This is a genomic window from Amorphoplanes digitatis (assembly GCF_014205335.1).
Lineage (GTDB): Bacteria > Actinomycetota > Actinomycetes > Mycobacteriales > Micromonosporaceae > Actinoplanes > Actinoplanes digitatus.
In genome coordinates, this window is record NZ_JACHNH010000001.1 from 2,808,846 (window position 1) to 2,833,139 (window position 24,294).

The following is a 24,294-nucleotide window of genomic DNA, read 5'->3' on the forward strand; positions in this document are numbered from 1 at the left end:
ACGCATAGAGGGAGAACGCATGAGGATCGTGAAGCTCGCCGCCGGATTCGCCGTCGGCTACGTGCTCGGCACCCGGGCCGGGCGGGAGAGGTTCGAGCAGATCGCCGGGACCGCACGCAGGGCGACCAGCCACCCCACCGTCCAGCAGGCGCAGCGCAAGGCGAAGGCCGCGCTCTCCGACGCAGGTGAGGCAGCCGCAGGTAGTGTGCCGCCCCGCCACGCGGCCGCACCGGCTACGGCGACCCCGCGGGAAGCCGGCGGGCTCGGCTGACGAGCCGGCCGGCGTGGACCAGGACCAGGCGCTCGGGGAACAGCGCGGGCGCCTGTATCCCGGCGACGGCGAGCGTCCGGCCGCTCAGCTCGACGCCGCCGGCCCACCAGCCCGGCGGCTCGTTGACGGGTCCCTGCGGCCGGTCGCCGGGCGGCAGCGGCGCGACGCGGTACGCCGATTCGGGTTCCAGGCCGGGCAGGCGCACGCGCCCGGGCGGTGAGCACACCGCGGTCGCCGTGGCGACAAGTGCGTACACCGCCTCCGCGCGGTCCTCGGCCACCACCCCGTGCACCAGCAGCGACTCGCCGGGGTGGTCCGAGCGCACGACGGTGCCGCTGTGCAGCAGGCCGCGCAGTCGCTTGTAGAGCCGGACCCAGGCGGCGAGCCGGTCGCGGTCGGCGTCGCCGGCCCGGGTGAGGTCCCATTCGATGCCGAAGTGGCCGAACAACGCCGTCCCGGCCCGGAAGTCGAGCGTGTGCACCCGCCCGGTGGTGTGCGAGACCGTGGGACCCACGTGCGCGCCGATCAGCTCCGGCGGCAGCAGCGTCGCGGTCCACCGCTGGATCAGCTGTCGTTCCAGCGCGTCGTTGCAGTCGCTGGACCAGACGCGGTCGGTGCGCTCCAGTATCCCCAGGTCCACCCGGGCGCCGCCGGAGGCACAGGACTCGATCTCCACGCCCGGGTGCCGGGCGCGCAGCTCGTCGAGGAGCCGGTACAGCCGCAGCGTCTGCACGTGCACCCCGGCCTGCCCGCTGGGCGCGTGGCCGGCCTCGATCAGGTCCCGGTTGTGGTCCCACTTGAGGTATCCGATCTCGTACTCCGACAGCAGCGCGTCCAGGCGCTCGGCGAGGTAGGCGTACGCGCCGGGGTGGCCGAGGTCGAGAACCTGCTGGCCGCGGGCCTCCGGGGGCAGCCGCCCGCCCGTCGCCATGATCCATTCCGGGTGTGCCCGGGCGAGGTCGGAGTCCGGGTTGACCATCTCCGGCTCGACCCAGAGGCCGAACTCCATGCCGAGCCCGCGGACGTGGTCGACGAGCGGGTGCAGGCCCTTGGGCCAGACCGCCTCGTCGACGTACCAGTCGCCGAGCCCGGCGCGGTCGTCGCGGCGATGCCGGAACCAGCCGTCGTCGAGCACGAACCGCTCGGCGCCGACCGCCGCGGCGGCGTCCGCCAGGTTGGTGAGCCGGGTCAGGTCGTGGTCGAAGTAGACCGCCTCCCAGGTGTTGACGATCACCGGGCGCGGGGATCGCGGATGCCGTGGCCGGCTGCGCAGGTAGCGGTGGAACCGGGCGGAGAACTCGTCGAGTCCGTTGCCGTACGAGCCGTAGAGCCAGGGACCCGCGTACGACTCGCCGGGCGCCAGCCGCACCTCGCCGGCGAGCAGCAGTTCGCCGCCGCCGAGCAGCGCGAACCCGGTCGGGGTCCGCTCGGCGAGCGTGCGATGGTTTCCGCTCCACGCCACGTGTACGCCCCACACCTCGCCGCCGGAGAAGCCGAAGCCGGCCGTTCCCGCCGCGAGCACGATCGACGCGTCGGCGCCGGTGCGGCCGCGCCGGTTCTCCCGCAGCCGGGTGCCGACGGTGAACGGCTGCCGCTGCGGGATGCGTTCCCGCAGGTGCCGCCCGGTGAAGTCCAGGACCTCCGTCGCCTGGTTCGGCACCGGAAGGGTGGGCAGCACGCCGTCGAGCAGGAACGTCGTGTCCCGGTCCTCGTTGGTGACCGTGACGCGCTGCCGTACCAGCCCGGAGCCGGTCATCTCGATCTCCAGCAGCAGCGACAGCCGCGCCGCGGCGTCGCGCGCGACGACCGCGAGCCGCCGCCCGCCCGGCGCCGGCGCGGGCTCCTCCGCCCGGCGTTCGACGGCGAAGGCGGTGGAGAACGCGGCGCCGTCGCGGTGCCCGGTCAGCCCGGGCGTGCCGACCCAGCCCGCCGACTGCTCCGGCAGCACGCTCACCGGCCGGGGCGCGTCGACGTTGTCGGAGACCCGCTGGGGTGTCGCGGCGAGGGCCAGGGCGGCGAGCTCCCCGGGCGGGCGTTCGGTGAGATCGGCGCCCCAGTGCAGTACCCGGGGCAGGAGCGGACCGGCGCAGTCCAGCACCAGGCTCACCCCGTCGGCACGCCAGTGCAGCGGTGCGGTCACTGCGCGACCTTGAACAGGTCGTTGAGCTGGTCGTTGAGCCGGGTGAGCGAGCTGACGGGTTCGCTGCCGATGTAGACGGCGTCGAGCCGGGGCGCCATCAGCGCCGTGATGTCGGCGGCGTTCGTGGTCACCGGGAACAGGAAGGTGGTCTTGTCGGTGACCTGGTCGGTGAAGGGCGTGACGTCGAGGCCGCGCTCCTTCTTGTTGAAGGCGATGGCCAGCTCGGTCGCCTCCGGCCGCGCGGGGAAGACCACTCCGGACTCGCCGATGATCTTCTGGCACTCCGCGCCGGACATGAACTTCACCCACTTGGCGGCGTTCTCCGGCTGCTTGGAGAGGGTGGTGACGGAGTCGGCGAGGCCGTTGAACATGGACGCCCGCGCCCCGCTGGGGCCGATCGGCGTCGGGGCGATGCCGATGTCCAGCTTCTTGCCGGCGGCGTCGGTGAGCTTGCTGAACGTGGAGATCATCCACGATCCGCTGATGCCCATGGCGGCGATGCCGGACTGGATCTGCTTGTCGGTGCCGATGGCGTTGCTGCCGCCGATCTCGGCGTACGTGGGCATGTAGCCCTTGCGGGCGAGCCCGAAGTACCAGGTGAGGGTGTCCTGGAAGGCGGGCTGGTCGAGGTTGAAGCGGGTGCCCCAGGGATTCTTGTCGGTGACCTTCCAGCCGGCGCTGCCGGTGAACGCCGACCACTGGGTCTGTCCCCAGCCGCCACCGCCGGCGCCCTCGGAGGCCAGGCCGTGGATCCGGACGTGGTCCTTGTCGAACCCGGGTTCGTCGCCGCGCACGCCGTTGGCGTCGATGGTCAGGTGCGCGACGAGCCGCTCGAACGTGCCGCCGTCCCGCGGATTCCAGGTCAGGTTCCCCAGCTCGGCGGGGTCGGTGCCGGCGTCGCGCAGCGCCGCCCGGTCGTAGAAGACGGCGACGGTGTCCCAGTCCTTCGGGCTGCCGTAGCGCTTGCCGTCCTGGCCCTTCCAGAGCTGTGCCAGCCCCTGCTGGTAGTCGTTGTCGTCGATGTCGCTGGTGGGCGCCAGGCCGTCCAGCGGGCGCAGCACCTCGAGGTCGACGTACTGCGCGAACTTGGCCAGGTGGTCGGTGAAGACGTCCGGCGCGGTGTCGGCGATGAACCCGGCGGTCAGCTTGGTCCAGTAGGTGTCCCAGCCGTACTGGGAGATGTTGATCCGCAGGCCGGGGTTCTGCCGCTGGAACGCGTCGGCGCACTTCTGGTAGCCCGGTTGCTGCCCGGAGTCCCAGAGCCAGTACTCGATGACGCCGGCGGTGCCGCCCGCCCCGGCGCCGCCGCAGGCGGTCAGCAGGCCGAGCGTGAGTGCCGCGGCGCCGGTCCTCAGGTGCCTGAACATGCGGCTCTCCTCACTTGATCCCGCTGAAGCCGATGGAGTTGACGATGCGTTTCGCGAAGACCATGAACAGCAGCAGCATCGGCAGGGCCGCGATGAGGGTGGCCGCCATGAGCCCGGACCAGTCCGGACCGGTCTGCGGTGTCTGCGACTTGAACACCCCGAGGGCGACGGTGAGCACCCGCGACCGGTCGGTGTAGCTGACCATCAGGGCCCAGAAGTACTCGTTCCAGACGGAGATGTAGGTGAGGATCGCCAGCGTGGCGATCGGCGCCGAGGACATCGGCAGGATGAGCCGGAAGAACACCCGGACCTTCGAGGCGCCGTCGATCAGCGCCGCCTCCTCCACCTCCCGGGAGATGCCCAGGAAGAACTGGCGGAGGAAGAACACCGCGAACGGTGTCATGAGCATGCTGGGCAGGGCGATGCCCAGCAGCGTGTCCACCAGGCCGAGCTGCTTGATGAGCACGAAGTTGGGCAGCAGCGTGAAGATCGCCGGGATCATCAGGCCGCCGAGGAAGAACGCGAACCACTTCTCCCGGTGCCGCCACTGTAGGCGGGCGAAGGCGTACGCGGCCATCGCCGAGAAGAACACCTGCCCGGCGGTGACCAGCGTGGACACGACCACCGAGTTGAACAGGTAGCGCCAGAAGTTGATCGGCTGCCCGGCGCCGCCGGCGTCGATCGCCTCCTGGCCGGTCTGCATGCCGAGGACCCGCTCGAAGCCGCCCAGCGACGGTTGCACCGGCAGCAGGTTGTCGCTGCCTGCATAGAGGGCGTTGTTGCTGGACAGGGCGGTGCGCAGCATCCAGTAGAAGGGGAAGAGGCTGGCCAGGATGATCAGGATCATGAAGGCCCAGGCGAGCGCCCGGCCGAGGCCGAACCTGCGCGGTTCCGGCGGTTCGACGGTGCGTGCCTGGTCCGCCGGGCCGACCGTGGTGGCCGGGGGAGCGGTGTCGATGGCCATGGTTCCTCCTCAGCTGAGGTCGGACGTGTCGGCCCGGGTGACCCGGTACTGGATGAACGTGATGATCACGAGCACGAGCAGCAGCGCCACCGACATCGCCGAGGCGTAGCCGAACTGGAAGCGGCCGAACGCGACGTCGTAGATGTAGTACTGGAGCACCCGGGACGAGTCGACCGGCCCGCCGCGGGTGGTGATGGCGACGGTGTCGAAGACCTGGAACGAGCCGACCACGGTGATGATCAGAACCAGCGCCAGGACGGGGCGCAGCAGCGGCACGGTGATGCTGCGGAACATCCGGACCTCGCCCGCGCCGTCCATCCGGCCGGCCTCGTACATGGTCTCGGGGATGGTCTGCAGCCCGGCGAAGATGAGCAGGGCGGTGTAGCCGACGTGCCGCCAGACGTTGATGACCGCGATGGTGGGGATGACCCAGGCCTCCGAGGACAGGAACGGGACGCGGTCGAGCCCGATGGCCGCGATGAGCGTGTTCCCGATGCCGAGCTGGTAGTCGAGGATCCAGAGGAAGACCATCGCGGCGACCACGTTCGACACCAGGTACGGCGTCAGCACGATGCCGCGCAGCCAGGTCCGGCGGGTCAGCCGCTGCATCATCACCGCGATGACCAGCGCGACGGCGGTCTGTAGCGCGATGTTGACGATGACGTAGTAGACGGTCACCCGCATGGAGTTCCAGAACACCGGGTCCTGGACCATGCGGACGTAGTTGTCCAGGCCGTTGAACTCCGGCGGGGTCAGCAGGTTGAACCTGGTGAAGCTGAGATAGATCCCGCGCAGGGTCGGCCACACCATGAAGACGAGGAAGCCGATCAGCGCGGGAAGGATGAAGAGCAGGGCCAGGCGCGTGTCGTCGCGCCTGCGGGGGCTGGATCTCGCCGGCCGGGTGGTGGTGGTCGTCATCGTGTCTCCTTCGCCGCATCGGCGTCGGAAACCACCCGGTGCAGATGCGCTGCCGAGCTATTTACAACCAGATTGAAAATAACTCCACGTCGATGGGTGTGACAAGGGCCACCCGTAAACTGGCGGCGTGGTGATCGGTGAGAGGCCGGAACGGTCCCCGGCGGACAGTGCACTGTCGGCGGGAGAGCTCGCCGTGGCCCGCCACCTGCTCACGCACGGCCCGGCGACAAGGGGCGACCTGGGCGAGCGCCTCAACCTCTCGTACGCGTCGACATCGCGCGCCGCCCGCGCCCTGATCCAAGGGGGCATCGCCTCCGAGACCCTCGTGCCCGAGGCGGTCGTCGGCCGGCCGCGGCAGGTCCTGACCGCGGTGCCCGGCGCCCGCCACGTCGTCGGCTGCAAGGTCACGGCCGACACCGCGTACGGCGTGGTGTGCGACATGTTCGGCAACGTGAAGCACTCCGGACGCGCGGCGCTGCCCGTACCCGGTGCGGACGGCGCGGTGTCCGTCGCGGGGACCGTGAAGGTGATCGCGCAGCTGGCCGGCCGGCTGGCCCGGCGGGTTCCCTCGGTGGACGGCCTCGGTGTCTCGCTCGGCGGCGTCGTCGCGGATCGTTCGGTGGTGCGCGAGGGCACGTTCCTGGGCTGGCGCGACGTCGACCTCGCCGGACCGCTGCGGCAACGCACCGGCCTGCCCGTCACGATCGCCAACGACGTCGCCGCCCTGGCCCGCGAACAGTTGTGGTTCGGTGCCGGCCGGACCCACTCCACCTTCGGCGTGATCACCGTCGGCGCGGGCCTCGGCTTCGGCGTGGTGCGCGAGGGCGTCGCCGTCGAGGAGCTCATCGACAACGGCCACCTGCTCGCCCACGCGCCCGTCGACACCCGGGGACCCGAGTGCACGCTCGGCCACCGGGGCTGTGCCGCGGCCTTCCTCAACCGCGAGGACATCGAGCGGCACGCCTCGGCCGCCGCGGGCCGCCCCGTCACCTTCGGCGACCTGATCCGGGCCCGGGCCGCCGGTGACCGCGCGGCCGACCGGCTGCTGGACGGCGCCGCGCACGCGCTCGGGCACCTCATCGCCACGTTCGCCGGTGCGCTCCAGACGACCTGCGTCGTCCTCGCCGGCGAGGACGTCGCCGACCTCGCCGGCACGCCGGCCATGAACGAGGTGCTCGCCGACCGGCTACGGCCGGGCCCGCACGAGAGTCAGCGGTGCACCCTCGACATCATCACCACCCCGCTCACCTTCAACGACTGGGCACGCGGCGCCGCGGTGGCGGGCATCCAGAACATCCTCGGCGCCTCCTGAGGCGCGCACGGCGCGGGCGGCGAGCCGGTATCGCCCGCCGCCCGCGCCGTCACCGCGTCATGGTTGCCGGACGATGCTCTGTCCCGGATCGACGACCACGACCGCGACGACGTCGCCGTTCCTGCGGAAAGTCACCGTCCGGGGTGCCGCGGTCGGGTTGACGGCCAGCAGGTGCGGCTCGTCGGCGTTGCCGAACGCGAGGCCGTACGGGCCGTCCGCGACCACGGCGGGCTGCGGCGGACCGTACGTGGCCAGCAGCTCCACCCAGTAGCGCACCATCGCGCGGCTCGTGCTCTCCTCCCGGGACAGTTCCGGGGTGAGCAGGCGCCGGGCCGCCCCGGGGTCCGCGACGGCCAGGTCGGCCGCGAACAGGTCGCCCCACACCCGGGGAGCGCCGCCGATGTCCCGGGCCAGCTCGGCCGAGCGGGCCGCCGCCTTCTCCGGGTCGCCGCGGTACAGCGAGCCGAACGTCAGCGGCAGCAGCTGGATGCCCGTGATCGACTCCGGCTTGGGATCGAACCAGGTGGCGTAGTCGATCTTCGCGTCCCAGACGATCCCGGCGACGGTGTGCGCGTAACCGGCCGGGCGCCGCCCCTGCTCACCCAGCCAGTACCGGCGGGCGGTCGCCGCCTCCAGCGCGTAATGGGTGATCCCGTACGTGGTCAGCCGCGCGTTGCGCGAGACGATGCCCCAGCGGGTCACCGCCTCCCACGCGGCCACCGCCTCGCTCGACGACTCCTGGTTGTTGCCGTCGGCGAACGGGGCGAACCCGGACGCCGCCGAGTGCCCGAGGTAGGCGTTGAACGCGCGGAACGCCGGGAAGCCGGGCGCGCCGTCGCCGGACAGCGTGCCGCTGTAGTCGCGCGCCACCAGGTCGACGGCGCCGCCGTAGTCGCGCAGGAACGCCGGGTCGGACTCGGCGAGCACCGCCGCGGCGCGGACCAGGTATCCGTACTGGAAGTGGTGGTCGTTGTAGTCGCCGCTACCGAACTCGGCGGGCACGGCGGTGATACCGCCCCACACCTTCTCGTACGCCAGGTACCGGACGTCACCGGGGCCGCCGTAGGTCAGCCAGTCGACGAGTTCCGTGCGCAGCCGGCGCAGGGCCGCCTCCCGTTGCGGCAGCGCGCCGACGCCCTTGGCCACCTCGGCGATGGTCGCCAGGCGGCCCAGCTCCTTCAGGCCGAAGTAGCTGCCGCCGCTCGCCGCGGCGGGCTTGTCCGCCAGGTCCCGGTCCAGGTCGGCCAGGACGGCGGCGCGGGCGGCGCCGGAGAGCGGCACCGCCGGCGGCTCGGTGATCAGGCCCGGCATCGGTACCCGGATCCGGACGTTGGCGCCCCGGGCCACGGTGAGCGTGCCGAGGGAGTCGGCGTACCCGCCGGCCATCGGCTCCAGGCCGCCGCCGGGTACCAGCCCGGCCTGCTGGTGCGGCAAGAGCGCCCAGACCGCGGGCCGGCCGGACTGCCGCTCGGCGCGCAGGCTCTGCGTCACCGTGCCGGTGACGCCGTCGTGCGTCATGTGGGACGTTGTGCGGATCACCGGATCACCGGCGGCCCCGGTCAGCGCCGCCGTCCACTGTGCGTTGTCGGCACCGTCCGGCACCCGGGCGACCACGATCGCGCCCTTGCCGGACCGGTCAACGCTGAGCGTGTCGCCCTTCTGCTGCCAGCCGGCGCCGTCCTGTGCCAGCACGTCCCAGCGCTGCCCGGCGATGGTGAGCTGGGCCAGCGGGCCGGTGGCGCCGGTCCGGGTGATCGGCGCGCTCGCGGTCAGCGACGGGGTGGCGTCACCGAAGTCCAGGTACAGCAGCGGACTGCCCTGCACCATGGTGATCTCCATGGTGCCGCCGCCGCGGAGCTCGGCGCGCAGCACGACGTGGAAGGCGCCGTACCCGACGACCCGCACCGTGGAGATCGCGCCGCCGGCGCTCAGCGCCGGCTGGAACGGCGTGATCACCGCCTTGGGCGAGGCGACCGGCGCGGCCGCGCTGACCCCGAGCCCGGCGCCGGTGTTCTTGATCGCCAGCGGGCGGCCCCAGATCGGCTGTTCGAGGGGTCCGGTCAGTGCGGAGGTCCACCACTGGTTGGTCGGCAGCGCCTGCCCGGCCAGCGGCTCACCGGCCTGCACCGGGCCCTTCTGCGGGACCATGTCCGGCGGGGCGGTTTCGGCCAGGCCGGCCTTGCCGCCCGGTGCCGGGCGGCCCAGCCGGGTCGTGGCGGCGCCCTCGCTGAGCGCGCCGGTCGCGGCCGGCGCCGGCTCGTGCGCCGGCTCGCCGGACTCGCGCGACCAGCAGGCCGCGGCGAGCAACACCGTCGGGACGAGGCATGCGGCGGTCACGATCCGCCGGAGGTGGTAGGTCATCCCGCTCCGTTCACCGCGGGGGTACGGCCCGCCGCGGTCTTGGTGTCGATCTCGGCCGTGAAGCGCAGCCCCGGCACGAGCGTGCTCACCGTGTCGACGGTGTCGGTACGCGGAACCAGCACGACGGTGAGCCGTTCGTACACCGCCCGCTGCTCCTCGGTGAGCGGCGCGTCGGACAGCGGGTCGGCGCCGATCCGGGCCTCCACGTGGTCGACGGTGACCGGCACCGGGCGGTCCAGGCCCGGGCCGCTGATCTTCGCCGCCATGCCGAGGCGCAGCTCGCGGAGCTCGTCCTCGGTCGCCTTGACGTCGAAGCTGAGCTTGGTGTGGTCGTACAGGGTGATGACGGGCAGGCCCGCGCCGGTCACGCCGCCCGCCGCGATGTCCACCTTGGACACCGTTCCGGGTACGGGCGCGCGCAGGGTCTCCACCCGCGGCTGCCGCGAGGTCGCCGCCGGATCCGGGGCCAGGCGCACCCGGGCGAGCGGCTGCCCCGCGGCGACCCGGGTCTGATCAGCGACCAGGATCTCGGTCACCACCCCCGGGCCGGTGGAGCCGACCGGGAGCGCGTCCGCGGTCAGGACCGCGTCGTTGAGGGTCACGAAGGCGCTCTCGGCGAGCCGATGGGTGAGTACGTACGCGCCACCGGCGCCCGCGGCGGCCAGCAGCAGAACGGTGACGAGGAACGTCCGGACCGCGGGGATCCGCGACCTGACGGTGCGCCGTGCCGGTTCGACCGGGTGCGCCTCGTCGGCCGGCCGCGCGGATTCTTCGAGACGGTCGTGTTCGATCACACTGGTCATGGCGGTAGGTCCTTTGAACGATGGAGCGGATCCGATGGGTGGCGCGCTCAGTGGGCCGTCGCGTGCGCGGGCACGTCCGCGGTGCCGGCGGTCGCGACGCCGGCGGTGCCGGTGTCGCTACCGGTGACCGACTCGACGATCATCCGGCCCAGGATCAGGACGATCATGGTGGCCCAGGCGACCGACAACCAGGTCGGTGCCGGGTCGGCCATGACGGCGAGGCCGACGACGATGCCGGTCACGTTGAGCAGGAGCAGGGCGAGCTGCGGCATCACGGCCCAGAGCGACCGGGTGCCGCCGCCGGCCTGGTTGGTGACGCTCCACCGCGCCGGCCGGCGGCGCAGCGTCGCCCAGAGTGCCCGGCCGTGCACCGGCGCGGCGCCGATGCTCGCCACGATGGCCGAGCCCTTGAAGCCGCCGGACTGGAGCCAGGTGACGACCAGGACCATCACCTGGAACGGGATGTAGTGCGTCGCCCAGGTCACCCCGTCGGCCCGGATCGGGCTCAGCGCGAACAGCAGGTACAGCGACGGCAGCAGCATGAACGTGAGCATCGCCAGCGACAGCAGGTAGTGCGTGCCGACGAAGAGGTATTGCAGTCGCTGGTCGACGGTCAGGCCGTTGGCGCGCCGGAACAGCCGGCCGCGCAGGATCACCTCGAACCCGCCGCTGGCCCAGCGCAGCTGCTGCTTGAAGTACGACGACACGTCCACCGGCGCCAGCCCCCGGGCCAGCACCTGCGGCACGTAGATGGATCTCCAGCCCCGCCGGTGCAGCTCCAGCGAGGTCCAGATGTCCTCGGAGTTGCTGCCGGTGGCGATGCCGCCGATCTCGTCCAGCGCGGCGCGCCGGAACATCACGTTGGTGCCGACGCAGAACGCGGCGTTGAAGTGGTTCTTGCCGGGGCACACCAGCTCGTAGAAGATGCGCTGCGCCTCCGACGTCCCGGTGGAGACGAGGTTCGTCTGGTTGGTGTACGCCTGCGGCGACTGCACGAACGCCACGTCCGGGTCCTCGAAGTGCGGCAGGACCTGGAGCAGGAAGTTCGGCTCCGGCACGTGGTCGGCGTCGAAGATCACCACGTACTCGCCTGCGGTGCGGGCCAGGGCCGCGTTGACGTTGCCGGCCTTGGCGTGCAGGCCGCCGTCGCGGCGCAGATAGCCGACGCCCTCGTCGTCGCAGATGCCGCGCAGGGCGTCGCTGTCGCCGTCGTCGAGGACCCAGGTCCGGTGCTCCAGCGTCATGTCCCGGGCGGCCCGCAACGTCGTCCGGACCAACTCGGGCTCCTCGCCGTACGCGGTGATGAACACGTCGATGCCCGGCACCTCGGCGCCGGCGCGCAGCCGGTTGCGCCGCACCGTCACGTCCACCGGCTCGTCGCGGTTGTCGTGGGCCAGGATGGTCCACCAGGTGCCGATGGCGTGCATCGCGGTCAGGCCCTCGGCCAGCAGCATCGCGGTCCACAGCCAGAGCGGCCCGCGGTACTGCGGGTTCAGCAGGAAGATCTGATAGAACAGCGTCGCGAGCAGCGCCCCGAAGATGGCGAGGCGGGTGGAGCGCTGTAGCGGCCGCCAGGCCTGCCGCGCGGACGCGGTGGCCTTGCGGGACGGTGGATCAATTGTCGACATGGTGGCTCCAAGAGGTTTTCGCAGGCCAAGGTTCAGGTAATGGCCCGAGTCACCCCGCGACATTGCGTGGGTATCCGACCGGAATTCCGCATGGCGAGACGGCGATCATTTTTGGCCGACGTCATCGAGTGGCACCGGGACGACGTTAGGCGTAGACCGCCATCATTGGCAAATAGGGTGACTGCGACCACAGGCGCTGCCGAAACAACGCGGTATTCGTTCGTAACGCGGAATTCATCAAACGCTGCCGATCATTCGAACATACTCGACTCATCCGCAGGTCAGAGCCGTGCGCGATGGTGCTTCCCGGGATGCGGTTCCGGGCATTCATTTCGCCATCCGAAAACATGCGGGCAGACACGCAGTCCTGAATTTCATGGTCAATGCGCCGCCTAAACTTGACGCGGTGATGAAAATTGTCACACCCGGTCCGGAGGCCGCTCGAGCGGGTATCTTTAAATTGCCGTCGCGCGTACGGGTGTGCGCCGGCACATTGACTCGGACCGACTCTTCGGCGGCCGCGAGGTAAACATTTCGTACCCGGCGCCGGATGTCCGGCGCCCGCGTTGCAGGAGGCACGATGGTCGACCAGGCGCGGAGTTCGCACCGACCCACGCTGGAGGCGGTCGCCACCCGGGCCGGGGTGTCCCGGGCCACGGCCTCCCGGGTCGTCAACGGGTCGACGGCGGTCGACGTCGACAAGCGCGCCGCGGTGCTGCGCGCCGTCGACGAGATCGGTTACGTGCCCAATCTGGCGGCGCGCAGCCTGGTGACCCAGCGGACGGATTCGTACGTGCTGGTGCTCACCGAGTCGGCCGGCCGAAGCTTCTCCGACGACACCTACTTCCCGTCGCTCGTGCACGGGGTGAGCCAGCAGATGGACGAGGCCGGCAAGGAACTCGTGCTGCGGATGGTCAACTCGCCGCGGAGCCGGGACCACATCGAGCAGTCCGTCGCCGGCCGGCACGTGGACGGCGTCATGGTGGCGTCCACGCTCGGCGCCGACCCGCTGACCCGCAGGCTGGTCCGGATGGGGGTGCCGGTGGTGGTCAACGGACGCCCGCCGGACCGGTTCCCGGTGGCCCATGTCGACGTCGCGAACGCCGACGGCGCCCGGCTCGCGGTGCGCCGGCTGGTGGGCGCCGGCCGGCGCCGCGTCGCCACGATCGCCGGCGCGCAGGACGTCGCCGGCGGGATCGACCGGCTGGCGGGCTACCGGGCCGAGATGGCGGAGTCCGGGCGGCCGCCGATCGTGGCGTTCGGTGACTTCGGCCGGGAGTCGGGCGGCGCCGCGATGGACCGGCTGCTGGCGGACGAGCCGCGCCTCGACGCGGTCTTCGTCGCCTCCGACCTGATGGCCTCCGGTGCGCTGCGTGCGCTGCGCCGGGCCGGGCGGCGGGTGCCCGAGGACGTCGCGGTGATCGGGTTCGACGACACCGCCGTGGCCCGCTGCGCGGAGCCGCCGCTGACCACGGTCCACCAGCCCATCCTCGACATCGGCCGGACCATGGCCCGGCAGGTGCTGCGGATGGCCGGCGGCGAGGCGGTCGAGCCCTCGATCGTGCTCGACACCGAACTGGTGTTCCGCGAGTCGGCCTGAGCGCCGCACCCGCCGAGGAGCCCATCGGCTCGTGCCAAATTGTTGTCGTCCTGCAAGGATTGTCGTCCTGCAAGGAGTAGTGGTCTCCGCCGGGGGTATCGCGCCGTCAGGCGAATCGATACAGAGGAGGCCACATCATGACAGCTGTTCCATCCGGCGCACGGGCACCGGACGAGCCGACGACGAAGCGGGAGGCCGCTGGCCAGGCCGCCGACGCGGCCGGAACCGCGGCCTCGGACGTCGCCGGGACCGCGAAGGAGCAGGCCCGCCGGGTCACCGGCGAGGCGTCCGCCCAGGCGCGCAACCTCGCGTCCGAGGTCAAGGGCCGGGTCACCGACCAGGCGCGCACGCAGAACGACAGGGTCGCCGACGGCATCCGCCGGATGGCCGACGAGCTCGACCAGATGCGGTCCGACCGCACCGACGGTCCCGCCGCCGCCGTGGTGACCAGGGTCGCCGACGGCGGGCGCCAGGTCGCCGACTATCTGTCCCGCAACGGCCCCGAGGGCGTGCTGCGCGAGGTGCAGGACTTCGCCCGGCGCCGCCCGGGCGCGTTCCTGGCGACCGCGCTGATCTCCGGGTTCGTCGTCGGGCGGCTCGGCAAGGGCGTCCTGAACGCCACCGAGGCTCCGGCCGACGCCAAGCCGCGCACCGACTCGTTCGTGTCGGCCACGCCGGCACCCGCGGACGACCCGTACGGCACCGAGACCGGCACGCAGTACGCGGCCACCGGCACCGGCCGGCCCACCGTGGTCGCCGAACCGCGGACCGAGCCGGTGTACACCCAGGAGCCCCGGTACGACACCGGGGCCGGATTCGAAGGCAAGCCCTGATGAGCACGCCGAACCAGTACCGATCGGAGCACGAGGCGGAGCCGGGACAGACCTCGATCGGCGAGCTCATCGGCGAGATCAGCGACGACCTGTCGAAGCTCTTCCGGCAGGAGGTCGAGCTGGCCAAGGTGGAGCTCAAGCAGGAGGCGACAAAGGCCGGCAAGGCCGCCGGGATGCTCGGTGCGGCCGGCTTCGCCGGCTGCCTGGCCGTGCTGCTGCTCAGCTTCGCCGTGGTGTTCGGCCTGGCGAATGTGATGGACCACGGCTGGGCGTTCCTCGTCGTCGCGGTGATCTGGGTGATCGTCGGCGCGGTCCTGTTCGTCACCGGCCGGAACAAGGCCAAGGACGTGTCGCCGGTGCCGACCCGGACCGTCGAGACTCTCAAGGAGGATGCGAAATGGCTCAAGAACCCGAGCGGATGAGGGAACAGATCGAGAGCACCCGGGCCGAGTTGACCCGCGACGTGGATCGGCTGGCCGACAGGACCAGCCCCAGGCGGGTCGCCAAGCGCCGGTGGTCCGCGGTGAAGGAGAAGGTCATGGGTACTCCGGGCTACGGCGGCGGCGCGACCGGCACCGTCAAGGACAAGGCGTCGCGGCTCGGCGACAAGGCCGGCGACGCCGCGCACGGCGCCGTGGACTCGGTGAAGGCGGCACCGCACCAGGTGGCGCAGCAGGCGCGGGGCAACCCGATCGCGGCGGGTGTCATCGCGTTCGGCGTCGGCCTGCTGGCCGCGTCCCTGATCCCGCCGACGGAGCTCGAGAAGCACGCGGGACAGCAGATCAAGGAGAACACCGGTGACCTGACCGACAAGGTCAGGGAGACGGCGATGGAGATGAAGGACGACCTCTCGGGTCCGGTCCAGGAAGCCGTCGGGCAGGTGAAGGAGACGGCCAAGGATGCCGCATCGACCACCCGTGACGAGGCGAAGTCGTCCGCACAGGACGCGGCGGACGAGGCGAAGCACGCCGCGCGCCAGACCCGCTGAGCCATGGCATGTTCGTGTGGTGCCCGCCGGCCGGCGGGCACCACACGGTGCCGTCAGGACCGGGAGTGCTCGGCAAGCTCGGCCAGCCGGCGCAGGGCCTCGACGTTGCGCCGGTGCAGAACGAGATCGTTGATCTTGTTTCGGACCCAGCGCAGCGGACCGGCCTGGAAGTCCTCGTACATGGTCACCCGCGTCTGGCCCCGGCCGCCCGGCTCGAGCGTGATGCGGACGGCGGCCTCACCGAGTGGCCAGAGCCCGGCGCGCAGCGCGAGCATCCGTCCCGGGTCCAGCGCGGTGACGGTCGACCCGTCCTTGATCGAGAGCGGCCACGGCCCGACCTTGTGGTGCAGCCGCGAGCCGGGCTCGGGCCAGGCGGCGTCGACGTGGCGGATGTGCGCGGTGCCCACGACCCAGTCGCTGTAGGTCCAGCCGTCGGCGAGGATCGCGTAGACCCGCTCGGCCGGAGCGCGCACCGTACGGGTCACCGTCGCCATCAGGCCAGGCTACCGGCTGGCGGTGCGGATAACGGGCGATCAGCGACCTTCCGGCGCGGTCGCGAGCTCGAGCTCGAACCAGACCGTCTTGCCGGTGCCGCGCAGGGGCTCCGAACCCCAGGCCGTCGCGAGCCGCTCGACGATGTGCAGGCCGCGGCCGGTCTCGCCGGCGATGTCGAAGGGGCGCTTGTCCGGGCGCCGGGGGCTGCCGTCGCGGACCTCGACGCGCAGCCGCCGCCCCAGCAGCATGCTCACCCGCACGTCGCCGACGGTGTGCTGGATCGCGTTCGTGATGACCTCGTCGAGGAGCAGGCAGGCGTTCTCGCGCACCGCCGCCTGCCCCCATTCGGCGAGGATGTCGCCGGCGAAGCGGCGGGCCGCCGGCACGCTGGCGGCCTCGCCCCGGAAGATCCGCCGTGCGGTACGGGGTCCCGGCGGCGGCTCGGCGTCGACGGTCAGCGTGAGGATCGCGACGTCGTCGCTGCGGGTACGGGGCCCGACGCCCGCATGCAGGATGTGGTCGGCGAGCACCTGCGGGTCGTGGCCCGGCGCCGAGCGCACCGCGGCGCACAGGTCGGCGAGGCCCTGGTCGAGGGTGTACCGGCGGTCCTCGACCAGGCCGTCGGTGTACAGCACGAGGCCGGCGCCGGCGGGCAGCAGGAAGCTGGAGTCGAGATACCGGGCGTCGCGTACGCCCAGCGGCGGCCCGGTGCGCAGCCGCAGGCAGCGGGCGTCGCCGCCCACGCGCAGCACCGGCGGCGGATGCCCGGCGAGCACCGCGGTCGCGGTGCCCTCGGCCAGGTGCAGCTCCAGGTAGCAGCAGGTCGCCATCGCGTCGGGCGCCAGCCGCAGCAGGAGCTGGTTCGCGCGCTGCATCACCCCGGCCGGGGTGTGGCCGTCGACGGCGTAGGCGCGCAGGGCGTTGCGGAGCTGCCCCATCGTGGCCGCCGCCCGGGGGTTGTGGCCGGCGACGTCCCCGATCACCAGCGCCGCCGTGTCCGGGCCGAGGTGGATGACGTCGTACCAGTCGCCGCCGACGTCCGCGCCGTGCGTCCACGGCAGGTACCGCACGGCGTGGCGCGCGCCGCTCAGACGGGGTAGCTGGGCGGGCAGCAGCGCGCGTTGCAGGTCCGCCGCGAGGGACAGCTGCGCCTGGAACAGCAGCGCCCGCTGGAGCGCCTGTGCGCCCAGCCGGCTGAACGCCATCAGGTTGGCCCGCTCGTCGTCGTCGAACTCCCGCGGCTGGCCGTAGCCGATCACCAGCGCGCCGAGCACCTGGCCGCCGGTGCTCAGCGGCAGGAACGCCCAGGCCGCGCGGCTGCCGCCGGAGACCGCGGCGTCCGGGTCGGGCTGGGCCTCGACGAACTCCGCCGGCGAGCCGACATAGTGCGGCTCGCCGCCGGCGCTGACCTTGGCGCCGGGGTAGGGGTGTGACAACGGCAGCTCGCGCAGCTGCTCCACCACCTCGTCCTCGTAGCCGGCGTGGTAGCGCAGCACCAGGCGGTCGTCCTCGACCAGCAGGACCGCGATGCCGGAGCCGCCGGCCGACGGGCGCACGACGGCCTCCAGCGCCGCGTACACCTCGTCCGGGGTGCTCGCCGCCACCAGTGCCGCGGTGACGGCCTGCAACGCCGCGGTCCGGTCCGCCGCGGCGTGGATCTGGGCCGTGCTCCGCGCGAGCCGCTCCTGCTGGTCCACCTGCCCGGTGATGTCCCGGTAGGACACCGCGACGAAGCCGACGTCCAGCCGCACGATCTTGAGCTCCCAGACCTGGGCGGTGGCGCGGGAGGTCAGCTGCTGCTGCCAGACCCGGCCGCCGTCGGCGACCTCGCGGCAGCACTCGAGGAGATCGAAGCCGGCGTCGTCCGGCGACCGCTCACTGATCCGCCGGCCGACGAGATCCTCGACGCTGCTGCCGGCGAGCTTGGCGCCGATCTGATTCACGTACTCGCAGACGAAGTCCACGATCGCGCCGGAGCCGTCCCGTTCGGCGCGCAGCAGGGTGAACCCGTCGAACGCGGCGTCGAGCGCCTCGTAGAGCCGGGCGCCGCCCTCCGTCTCGAGGCCGATGGTCAACTTGGTGAGGTCGACGAACCGGGCGACGAACCCGTCGCCGAACGGCACGATCCGGAACTCGAAGTGCCCCGCGACGCTCGCCCTGTCGTAGTACACCGTGCGTACCGCCGGCACGCGGTCCTCCACGACCCTCCGGTACAGCGGCAGGGTGCCGTCGGTGACGGTGTCGGGCCACAGCTCCCGGTAGGTACGGCCGATCAGCTCCGCCCGCGGACGGCCCAGGAACCGGCCGCCGGCCTCGTTGAGGTAGACGAGGGTGAAGTCCACGATGGTGTTGTCCTCGGCGCGGACCGAGCGGGCGAGTGCGCATCCGTGCGGGTCGGCGTCGAGCAGCGCCCGCACGTCCTGAGCTGGTGGGAATCCCGGCATGTCCCAGCTCACCGTCACCTCCCGCCACGCAGCCGCACCCAGCCTAACTCCGCAGGCCCGCACAACTCGACGTCCGTACCGCCGGGGAATGTCCTACGGTGAAGTCCCGACACGCAGCGCGCCGGTGCGAAAGGATGTTCAGCCGATGACAGCCACCATCCAGGCGGTCCGGATCGGGGGCGCGGACCGGGTGCTCACCGCCCGTGAGGTCGCCGACTTCATCGCGGAGCGGCTCGCCGGCCTCGACGCCGACGGTCGCAGCGTGTGCGTGCTCGTGCCGGACGCCACCCGGGTGTGCCCGCTGCCGCTGCTTGTCGGCGCCGTGCACCGGGCGCTGCACGGCCGGGTGTCGAGGCTGACTGTGCTGATCGCGCTCGGCACGCACGGCGCGATGAGCGCCGAGGCCCTGGCGGCGCACGTCGGCACCTATCCCGGCGTCGAGGTGCGCAACCACGAGTGGTGGGACCCCGCCACGTTCGCGAATCTGGGTACGATCCCGGCATCGCGGATCGAGGAGCTGTCCGGCGGCCGGATGAGCGGCGACGTCGAGGTGCTGCTCAACCGCGCGGTGGTCGAGCACGACATCTCCCTGGTGGTCGGGCCGGTGCTGCCGCACGAGGTGGTCGGCATGTCCGGCGGCAACAAGTACTTCTTCCCCGGCGTGGCCGGCCAGGGGATCATCGACGTCTCGCACTGGCTCGGCGCGCTGATCACCTCCGCCGAGATCATCGGAACGACCGGGCTCACCCCCGTGCGCGCCCTGATCAACGACGGCGCCGCGCTGATACCCGCCGAGAAGTACGCGTTCAGCGTGGTCACCGCCGAGAGCGCGGAGGGCAGCGGCCTGCACTCGATCTCGTTCGGCGACTGCGTCTCGTCCTGGGCGAGCGCCGCCGAGATCAGCGCCGCCACCCACGTCACCTACCTCGACCGTCCCTATCGCCGGGTGCTGTCGCTGATACCGGAGATGTACGACGAGATCTGGACCGGCGCCAAGGGCTTCTACAAGGTCGAGCCGATCGTCGCCGACGACGGCGAGGTGATCCTGTACGCGCCGCACATCCGCGAGATCGCCACCAGCCACCCGCAGATCCACGAGATCGGCTACCACTGCCGGGACTACTTCGTGAAGCAGTGGGACGCCTTCGCGCACGTGCACTGGGGAGTCCTCGCGCACTCGACCCACCTGCGCGGCGCGGGCACCTACGACGCGGACACCGGCGTGGAGCGGCCGCGGGTCCGCGTCACGCTGGCGACCGGCATCCCGGAGGAGGTCTGCCGCGCGGTGAACCTCGGCTACCTCGACCCCGCGACGATCGACATCGCGGACTACGCCACCGATCCGGACACGCTCGTCGTCCCGCGCGCGGGGGAGGTCCTGTTCCGCCTGCGCTGAGCCGCCGGGGCACAGCGGACGGCGGGCCCGCGGCTATGCTGCCCGGGTGCCGCCCGAAGACGAGACCTCGGCGCGCCGGCCGGCCGGCGCCCTCGAATCGGAGGTGCTGCGCGCGCTCGTCTCCGCGGCCTCGCCGCTCACCCCGCGCGACGTGCTCGACCGGTTGCCGGCGCCGCTGTCGTACAGCACGGTGGTGACGGTGCTGACCCGCATGCACGCCAAGGGGATGGTGGCCCGCTACCGCGAGGGGCGCGCGTTCCGGTACGCGCCGCTCACCGACGAGGCCTCGGTCGCCGCCGAGCGGATGAGCGCCGCGCTCGGCACCGGGACGGACCGGGCGACGGTGCTGCGCCGGTTTGTGGCCGGGCTGAAGCCGGGCGACGAGGAGCTGCTGCGCCGGCTGCTCGGCGACGACGTCTAGCGCGTTCCTACCGCTGCGCGGCGAGCAGCAGCTCACCCAGGTCGTAGACGCACTCGGCGGTCCAGGCGAGCGAGAACGCCGCGACCGCGGCCGGGACCACCAGCGGCAGCGGCGAACGGGTGCGGCGCGGTGCCAGCAGGGACGCGACCCGGCGCGGGACCGCGCCGGCCCGGCGCAGGTCCTCCCGCGACGGCGTCATGCGCAGGCTGCCGTGCCCGCCGTCGGAGACCAGGGCGGCCGCGCCGATGGCGACCGCGACCGCGCGGCGGTCGTCGAGCTCGGCGGCGGCGCGTTCGTCGGCGGCGCGCTCGACGAGGTAGTCGAACTTGCGGGTGAGCAGGCGGAAGGCCGGGTGTACGGCGGCCGACAGCCGGGCGAGCAGCACCAGCCGGTGGTGGTGTGCCGCCAGATGGGCCCGCTCGTGCGCGAGCAGCGCCGCGTACTGCGCGTCGTCGAGGGCGGCCCGCATGCCCGTGGTGACCACGATCCGGCCGCCCGCGCCGGGCACCGCGAACGCCTCGACCCGGTCGTCCTCGATGACGACGAGCCGGCCGTCGACGGCCGGCAGGGTGGTGAAGCGGCGGGCGTAGGCGGTGTCGCGGCGGTGTGCGCGCCACACGCGGGCGATGCCGGCCAGAGCGGCGAGCACCATCGCCAGGCAGAGCCAGGACACCCACGGCTCGCGCGCGGTGTCGGCGCGCACGTACCCGGCGGAGAAGCGCAGCAGGCTGCCGGCGGCCGGCAGCTCCGCGAGGGCCTTGACCGCGAACGCGGCGAGGGTGACCAGGCAGGCGGCCGCGGCGGCGGTCAGGGAGGTGGCCAGGACGGTCGCCGCGATCTCGGGCCGCAGTCGGTCGGCGAGGTAGCGGATCGCCACGACGACCAGGACCGGGCAGATCACCACCGACCAGACGAAATGATCGAACACCGTGGTTCCCCCTCACATGCGCAGCCGCAGTGTTTCACACGGTCGGGGTACCCCTGGACAGTTAGGCAAGCCATCCCTAATCTACAGTCTGTCGGAGCAAGGTAAGGCAAGCCTTAACGAAAGAGAGCCATGCTCGCCACCTACCTGATCGGCCTACGCGAGGGACTCGAGGCCACCCTGGTGGTCACCATCCTGGTCGCGTTCCTGGTCAAGGCCGACCGCAAGGACCGTCTTCCCCAGGTCTGGGCCGGGGTGGCCGCCGCGGTCGCGCTCTCGGTCGGCTTCGGCGCCCTGCTCAGCTACACCTCCACCACCCTGCTGCGCGACTACGACCAGCGCGAGCTCTTCGAGGCGATCACCTCCATCCTGGCCGTCGCCTTCGTCACCTGGATGATCTTCTGGATGCGGCGGGCGGCCCGCTCGATCGCCGGTGACCTGCGCGGCAAGCTCGCCGACGCGCTCGCCGTCGGCTCGATCGCGGTGGCCGTGATGGCGTTCCTCGCGGTCGTCCGCGAGGGCCTCGAGACCTCACTGATCTTCTACTCGGCCGTGCAGGGCGCCGGCGTCGACGGCGGCCCGCTCTACGCGCTGCTCGGCGGGATCGCCAGCGCGGTCCTGCTCGGCTACCTGATGTACGCCACCGCGGTCCGGATCAACCTCACCGTCTTCTTCACGGTGACCGGCGTGCTGCTCATCCTCGTCGCCGCAGGCATCCTCAAGTACGGCGTGCACGACCTGCAGGAGTCCGGCGTACTGCCCGGGCTCAACACGCTGGCGTACGACATCAGCGGCACGCTCGACCCGTCCGCCTGGTACACGGCCCTGGTCACCGGCATCTTCAACATCACGCCGACGGCCAGCGTCGTCGAGGCGCTCGCCTGGGTCGCGTTCGCCGTACCCGTTCTCTTCCTCTTCCTGCGACCGACCGGCAGCAGGCCGGCCGCAGTGCCCACCACCCCGGCATCCTCGCCGCAGCCATAGGAGACACCGTGCGTAGATCCCCCCGTCTGCTCGCCCTCGTGACCGCCGGGTCGCTCGGCGCGTCACTCGCCGCGTGCGGCTCCGGCGAGGACACCCCGGCGCCCGCCGGCGGCCCGATCGCCGTGCAGGCCACCGACACCAGCTGCGAGGTGGCCAGGACCTCCACGGAGGCCGGCACCAGCGTCTTCGCCATCACCAACAAGGGGCAGAAGGTCACCGAGTTCTACGTGTACGCCCCCGGCGACCGGGTGATGGCCGAGGTGGAGAACGTCGCGCCGGGCCTGTCCCGCAACCTGCACGTCGAGCTGCCCGCCGGCACCTACGAGACCGCCTGCAAGCCCGGCATGATCGGCAAGGGCATCCGCGGCCAGTTCACCGTCGCCGGCTCGGCCGCGCCGCTGACCGACGACGCCGCGCTGCTCGCCGCGACCGAGAGCTACTCGCGGTACGTGAAGAGCCAGACCGGCGCGCTGCTGGAACGCACCACCGAGTTCGTCGCCGCGGTCAAGGCCGGCGACGTGGCCAAGGCCAAGGAGCTCTTCCCGATCGCGCGGACCTACTGGGAGCGGATCGAGCCGGTCGCCGAGATCTTCGGTGACCTCGACCCGCGCATCGACGGCCGCGAGGAGGTCACCGAGGAGGGCCTGAAGTTCGGCGGCTTCCACCGCATCGAGAAGGACCTCTGGATCGACGGGAGCGCGGCCAAGTCCGGCCCGATCGCCGACCAGCTGCTGACCGACGTCAAGGAGATCGTGCAGAAGGCCAACGCCGAGAAGCTGTCGCCGTTGCAGCTGGCCAACGGCGCCAAGGCCCTGCTCGACGAGGTCGCCGCCGGGAAGATCACCGGCGAGGAGGACCGCTACTCGCACACCGACCTGTGGGACTTCAACGCCAACGTGGAGGGCTCCAAGGCGGCGATCGCCGCGCTGCGGCCGGTCCTCCAGGAGCGCGACCCGGCGCTGGTCAAGACCCTCGACACCGAGTTCGCCAACGTCGACGCCACCCTCGGCAAGCACCGCGCCGGCGACGCCTGGAAGCTGCACACCGAGCTCAGCAAGGCCGACCTCAAGGAACTCTCGGACGCCATCAACGCGCTCGCCGAGCCGATCAGCCAGGTGGCCGCCGTGGTCGCCAAGAAGAAAGCCTAGGAGCGGGTAATGGCGAAGATCTCCCGGCGGCGCGCACTCACCCTGGCCGGCGTGGGCGCCGCCGGGATCGCCGGCACCGGCGCGGCGGCGCTGCGCTTCACCGCCGACGCCAACGCCGGCGCCAACCCCGATCCGGTCACCGGCGCGGTGGCGTTCACCGGTGCGCACCAGGCCGGCATCGTCACCCCGGCGCAGGACCGGCTGCACTTCGTCGCGTTCGACGTCATCACCAAGGACCGCGACCGGCTGATCCGCCTGCTCAAGGAGTGGACGGCCGCCGCGGCCCGGATGACCGCCGGCCAGGACGCCGGCGAGATCGGCGCGGTCGCCGGCATCCCCGAGGCGCCGCCGGACGACACCGGCGAGGCGATCGGCCTGCCGCCGTGCGCCCTGACCATCACCGTCGGCTTCGGCCCGACCCTGTTCCGCGGCGCCGACGGCCGGGACCGCTTCGGGCTGGCCGCCCGGCGGCCCGCGGCGCTCGAGCCGCTGCCCCGGTTCACCGGCGACACCCTCGACGAGGCGCTCTCCGGCGGCGACATCGGCATTCAGGCCTGCGCCAACGACCCGCAGGTCGCGGTGCACGCCATTCGCAACCTGGCCCGCATCGGCATGGGCACGGTCAGCGTCCGCTGGTCGCAGCTCGGCTTCGGGCGTACCTCGTCGACCTCCACCGCCCAGGCCACCCCGCGCAACCTGTTCGGCTTCAAGGACGGCACCCGCAACCTGAAGGCCGAGCAGGAGGAGCTGCTCCGCGAGCACCTGTGGGTGCAGCCCGGCGACGGTCCGGACTGGATGGCCGGCGGCTCCTACCTGGTCACCCGCAAGATCCGCATGCTGGTCGAGACGTGGGACCGCTCGCCGCTCGCGGAGCAGGAGACGATCATCGGCCGGCACAAGGGCTCCGGCGCGCCCCTCGGCCTCAGCGACGAGTTCGAGGAGCCCGACTTCACCGCGGTCGGCGCGGACGGCGAGCCGCTGATCCCCACCACCGCCCACGCCAGGCTCGCCCACCCCGACGCCAACAAGGGCGCCCGGATCCTGCGGCGCGGGTACAACTTCGTCGACGGATCCGACGGGCTCGGCCGGCTCAACGCCGGGCTGTTCTTCATCGGCTACCAGCGCGACCCGCGCACCGGGTTCATCCCGGTCCAGCGCAGCCTCGCCGCCCAGGACGAGATGAACGAGTACGTCCGCCACGTCTCCAGCGGACTCTTCGCCTGCCCGCCCGGCGTCACCGGCCCCGACGACCACTGGGGCAGCGCCCTGTTCGCGTGAAGCGAGCCGGCATCACGT

At 72.2% G+C, this 24,294-nt stretch carries 21 protein-coding genes; 11 read left to right on the forward strand and 10 right to left on the reverse strand.

The genetic code is table 11. The features are described 5' to 3' along the window. The first annotated feature begins 19 nt into the window (after positions 1-19). On the forward strand, positions 20-271 hold the full coding sequence (locus tag BJ971_RS12045) for a hypothetical protein (RefSeq protein WP_184992543.1): 252 nt from the start codon (positions 20-22) through the stop codon (positions 269-271). On the opposite strand, the gene BJ971_RS12050 is transcribed toward BJ971_RS12045, so the two are convergent. The 4 genes from BJ971_RS12050 to BJ971_RS12065 are packed head-to-tail and all read right to left on the reverse strand — an operon-like array spanning position 234 to position 5,660. Continuing rightward, positions 234-2,411 carry an alpha-galactosidase gene (locus BJ971_RS12050; RefSeq protein ID WP_239087120.1) on the reverse strand — a complete coding sequence of 726 codons (2,178 nt, stop codon included), beginning with the start codon at positions 2,409-2,411 and terminating at the stop codon, positions 234-236. The genes BJ971_RS12045 and BJ971_RS12050 overlap by 38 nt on opposite strands. Next, positions 2,408-3,778, reverse strand: coding sequence for an ABC transporter substrate-binding protein (locus BJ971_RS12055; RefSeq protein WP_184992545.1), 1,371 nt, complete (start codon positions 3,776-3,778; stop codon positions 2,408-2,410). Before BJ971_RS12055 ends, BJ971_RS12050 begins: the two co-directional genes overlap by 4 nt. A 10-nt stretch (positions 3,779-3,788) precedes the next feature. Further along, entirely contained in the window at positions 3,789-4,742 is a 954-nt protein-coding gene (locus BJ971_RS12060; protein ID WP_184992547.1) for a carbohydrate ABC transporter permease, read from the reverse strand. 9 nt (positions 4,743-4,751) lie between these two features. Beyond that, positions 4,752-5,660, reverse strand: a complete 909-nt coding sequence (locus BJ971_RS12065; RefSeq protein WP_184992549.1) for a carbohydrate ABC transporter permease — start codon at positions 5,658-5,660, stop codon at positions 4,752-4,754. A 127-nt stretch (positions 5,661-5,787) separates the two neighbouring features. Here BJ971_RS12065 and BJ971_RS12070 point away from each other — a divergent pair, with 127 nt between their 5' ends. Further along, the gene (locus BJ971_RS12070) at positions 5,788-6,972 is read left to right on the forward strand and encodes an ROK family transcriptional regulator (protein ID WP_184992551.1); all 1,185 of its coding nucleotides are present in this window, start codon (positions 5,788-5,790) and stop codon (positions 6,970-6,972) included. A gap of 57 nt (positions 6,973-7,029) precedes the next feature. On the opposite strand, the gene BJ971_RS12075 is transcribed toward BJ971_RS12070, so the two are convergent. Genes BJ971_RS12075 through BJ971_RS12085 form a run of 3 tightly spaced genes read right to left on the reverse strand, consistent with a single transcriptional unit; the run spans position 7,030 to position 11,764 of the window. Beyond that, complete coding sequence (locus BJ971_RS12075) at positions 7,030-9,333, reverse strand: glycosyl hydrolase (RefSeq protein WP_184992553.1); 2,304 nt, start codon at positions 9,331-9,333, stop codon at positions 7,030-7,032. Next, positions 9,330-10,136 (reverse strand): biotin/lipoyl attachment domain-containing protein, encoded by an 807-nt coding sequence (locus BJ971_RS12080; RefSeq protein ID WP_184992555.1) that lies wholly within the window; start codon positions 10,134-10,136, stop codon positions 9,330-9,332. Before BJ971_RS12080 ends, BJ971_RS12075 begins: the two co-directional genes overlap by 4 nt. A 47-nt stretch (positions 10,137-10,183) precedes the next feature. Next, a complete protein-coding gene (locus BJ971_RS12085) occupies positions 10,184-11,764 on the reverse strand; it encodes a glycosyltransferase family 2 protein (RefSeq protein ID WP_184992557.1) in 1,581 nt (526 codons plus the stop codon). A 580-nt stretch (positions 11,765-12,344) separates the two neighbouring features. On the opposite strand from BJ971_RS12085, the gene BJ971_RS12090 reads away from it, so the two are divergent. The 4 genes from BJ971_RS12090 to BJ971_RS12105 all read left to right on the forward strand — a co-directional run bounded on the left by BJ971_RS12090 (position 12,345) and on the right by BJ971_RS12105 (position 15,185). Further along, positions 12,345-13,364, forward strand: coding sequence for a LacI family DNA-binding transcriptional regulator (locus BJ971_RS12090; RefSeq protein ID WP_184992559.1), 1,020 nt, complete (start codon positions 12,345-12,347; stop codon positions 13,362-13,364). Positions 13,365-13,501: 137 nt separating this feature from the next. After that, the gene (locus tag BJ971_RS12095) at positions 13,502-14,197 is read left to right on the forward strand and encodes a hypothetical protein (protein ID WP_184992561.1); all 696 of its coding nucleotides are present in this window, start codon (positions 13,502-13,504) and stop codon (positions 14,195-14,197) included. Beyond that, the gene (locus BJ971_RS12100) at positions 14,197-14,619 is read left to right on the forward strand and encodes a phage holin family protein (RefSeq protein ID WP_184992563.1); all 423 of its coding nucleotides are present in this window, start codon (positions 14,197-14,199) and stop codon (positions 14,617-14,619) included. Before BJ971_RS12095 ends, BJ971_RS12100 begins: the two co-directional genes overlap by 1 nt. Further along, positions 14,595-15,185: a DUF3618 domain-containing protein gene (locus tag BJ971_RS12105; protein WP_184992565.1), complete on the forward strand. Its 591-nt coding sequence runs from the start codon at positions 14,595-14,597 to the stop codon at positions 15,183-15,185. The genes BJ971_RS12100 and BJ971_RS12105 overlap by 25 nt, the downstream gene beginning before the upstream one ends. Before the next feature lie 53 nt (positions 15,186-15,238). Here BJ971_RS12105 and BJ971_RS12110 read toward each other — a convergent pair whose 3' ends face one another. Both BJ971_RS12110 and BJ971_RS12115 read right to left on the reverse strand, forming a co-directional pair. After that, on the reverse strand, positions 15,239-15,679 hold the full coding sequence (locus tag BJ971_RS12110) for an SRPBCC family protein (RefSeq protein WP_184992568.1): 441 nt from the start codon (positions 15,677-15,679) through the stop codon (positions 15,239-15,241). A gap of 39 nt (positions 15,680-15,718) precedes the next feature. After that, a complete protein-coding gene (locus BJ971_RS12115; protein WP_184992570.1) occupies positions 15,719-18,136 on the reverse strand; it encodes a SpoIIE family protein phosphatase in 2,418 nt (805 codons plus the stop codon). Between the two features lie 133 nt (positions 18,137-18,269). On the opposite strand from BJ971_RS12115, the gene BJ971_RS12120 reads away from it, so the two are divergent. Next, entirely contained in the window at positions 18,270-19,520 is a 1,251-nt protein-coding gene (locus tag BJ971_RS12120) for a lactate racemase domain-containing protein (protein WP_184992572.1), read from the forward strand. A 46-nt stretch (positions 19,521-19,566) separates the two neighbouring features. After that, a complete protein-coding gene (locus tag BJ971_RS12125; RefSeq protein ID WP_184992574.1) occupies positions 19,567-19,941 on the forward strand; it encodes a BlaI/MecI/CopY family transcriptional regulator in 375 nt (124 codons plus the stop codon). A 7-nt stretch (positions 19,942-19,948) separates the two neighbouring features. Here the strand turns inward: BJ971_RS12125 and BJ971_RS12130 are convergent, their stop codons facing one another. Beyond that, positions 19,949-20,869, reverse strand: a complete 921-nt coding sequence (locus BJ971_RS12130) for a M48 family metalloprotease (RefSeq protein ID WP_184992575.1) — start codon at positions 20,867-20,869, stop codon at positions 19,949-19,951. Positions 20,870-20,998: 129 nt separating this feature from the next. Here BJ971_RS12130 and efeU point away from each other — a divergent pair, with 129 nt between their 5' ends. The 3 genes from efeU to efeB are packed head-to-tail and all read left to right on the forward strand — an operon-like array spanning position 20,999 to position 24,276. Beyond that, positions 20,999-21,850 carry an iron uptake transporter permease EfeU gene (gene efeU, locus BJ971_RS12135; protein WP_184992578.1) on the forward strand — a complete coding sequence of 284 codons (852 nt, stop codon included), beginning with the start codon at positions 20,999-21,001 and terminating at the stop codon, positions 21,848-21,850. 8 nt (positions 21,851-21,858) lie between these two features. Next, a complete protein-coding gene (efeO, locus tag BJ971_RS12140) occupies positions 21,859-22,998 on the forward strand; it encodes an iron uptake system protein EfeO (RefSeq protein WP_184992580.1) in 1,140 nt (379 codons plus the stop codon). A gap of 9 nt (positions 22,999-23,007) precedes the next feature. Continuing rightward, positions 23,008-24,276: an iron uptake transporter deferrochelatase/peroxidase subunit gene (gene efeB / locus BJ971_RS12145; protein ID WP_184992582.1), complete on the forward strand. Its 1,269-nt coding sequence runs from the start codon at positions 23,008-23,010 to the stop codon at positions 24,274-24,276. The last annotated feature ends 18 nt before the right edge of the window (positions 24,277-24,294 follow it).

Coding starts and splice junctions, on each gene's coding strand:
- BJ971_RS12045 (WP_184992543.1), top strand. CDS start 20: ATGAGGATCGTGAAGCTCGCCGCCGGATTCGCCGTCGGCTACGTGCTC.
- BJ971_RS12055 (WP_184992545.1), bottom strand. CDS start 3,778: ATGTTCAGGCACCTGAGGACCGGCGCCGCGGCACTCACGCTCGGCCTG.
- BJ971_RS12060 (WP_184992547.1), bottom strand. CDS start 4,742: ATGGCCATCGACACCGCTCCCCCGGCCACCACGGTCGGCCCGGCGGAC.
- BJ971_RS12065 (WP_184992549.1), bottom strand. CDS start 5,660: ATGACGACCACCACCACCCGGCCGGCGAGATCCAGCCCCCGCAGGCGC.
- BJ971_RS12075 (WP_184992553.1), bottom strand. CDS start 9,333: ATGACCTACCACCTCCGGCGGATCGTGACCGCCGCATGCCTCGTCCCG.
- BJ971_RS12080 (WP_184992555.1), bottom strand. CDS start 10,136: ATGACCAGTGTGATCGAACACGACCGTCTCGAAGAATCCGCGCGGCCG.
- BJ971_RS12085 (WP_184992557.1), bottom strand. CDS start 11,764: ATGTCGACAATTGATCCACCGTCCCGCAAGGCCACCGCGTCCGCGCGG.
- BJ971_RS12090 (WP_184992559.1), top strand. CDS start 12,345: ATGGTCGACCAGGCGCGGAGTTCGCACCGACCCACGCTGGAGGCGGTC.
- BJ971_RS12095 (WP_184992561.1), top strand. CDS start 13,502: ATGACAGCTGTTCCATCCGGCGCACGGGCACCGGACGAGCCGACGACG.
- BJ971_RS12100 (WP_184992563.1), top strand. CDS start 14,197: ATGAGCACGCCGAACCAGTACCGATCGGAGCACGAGGCGGAGCCGGGA.
- BJ971_RS12105 (WP_184992565.1), top strand. CDS start 14,595: ATGGCTCAAGAACCCGAGCGGATGAGGGAACAGATCGAGAGCACCCGG.
- BJ971_RS12110 (WP_184992568.1), bottom strand. CDS start 15,679: ATGGCGACGGTGACCCGTACGGTGCGCGCTCCGGCCGAGCGGGTCTAC.
- BJ971_RS12120 (WP_184992572.1), top strand. CDS start 18,270: ATGACAGCCACCATCCAGGCGGTCCGGATCGGGGGCGCGGACCGGGTG.
- efeU (WP_184992578.1), top strand. CDS start 20,999: ATGCTCGCCACCTACCTGATCGGCCTACGCGAGGGACTCGAGGCCACC.
- efeB (WP_184992582.1), top strand. CDS start 23,008: ATGGCGAAGATCTCCCGGCGGCGCGCACTCACCCTGGCCGGCGTGGGC.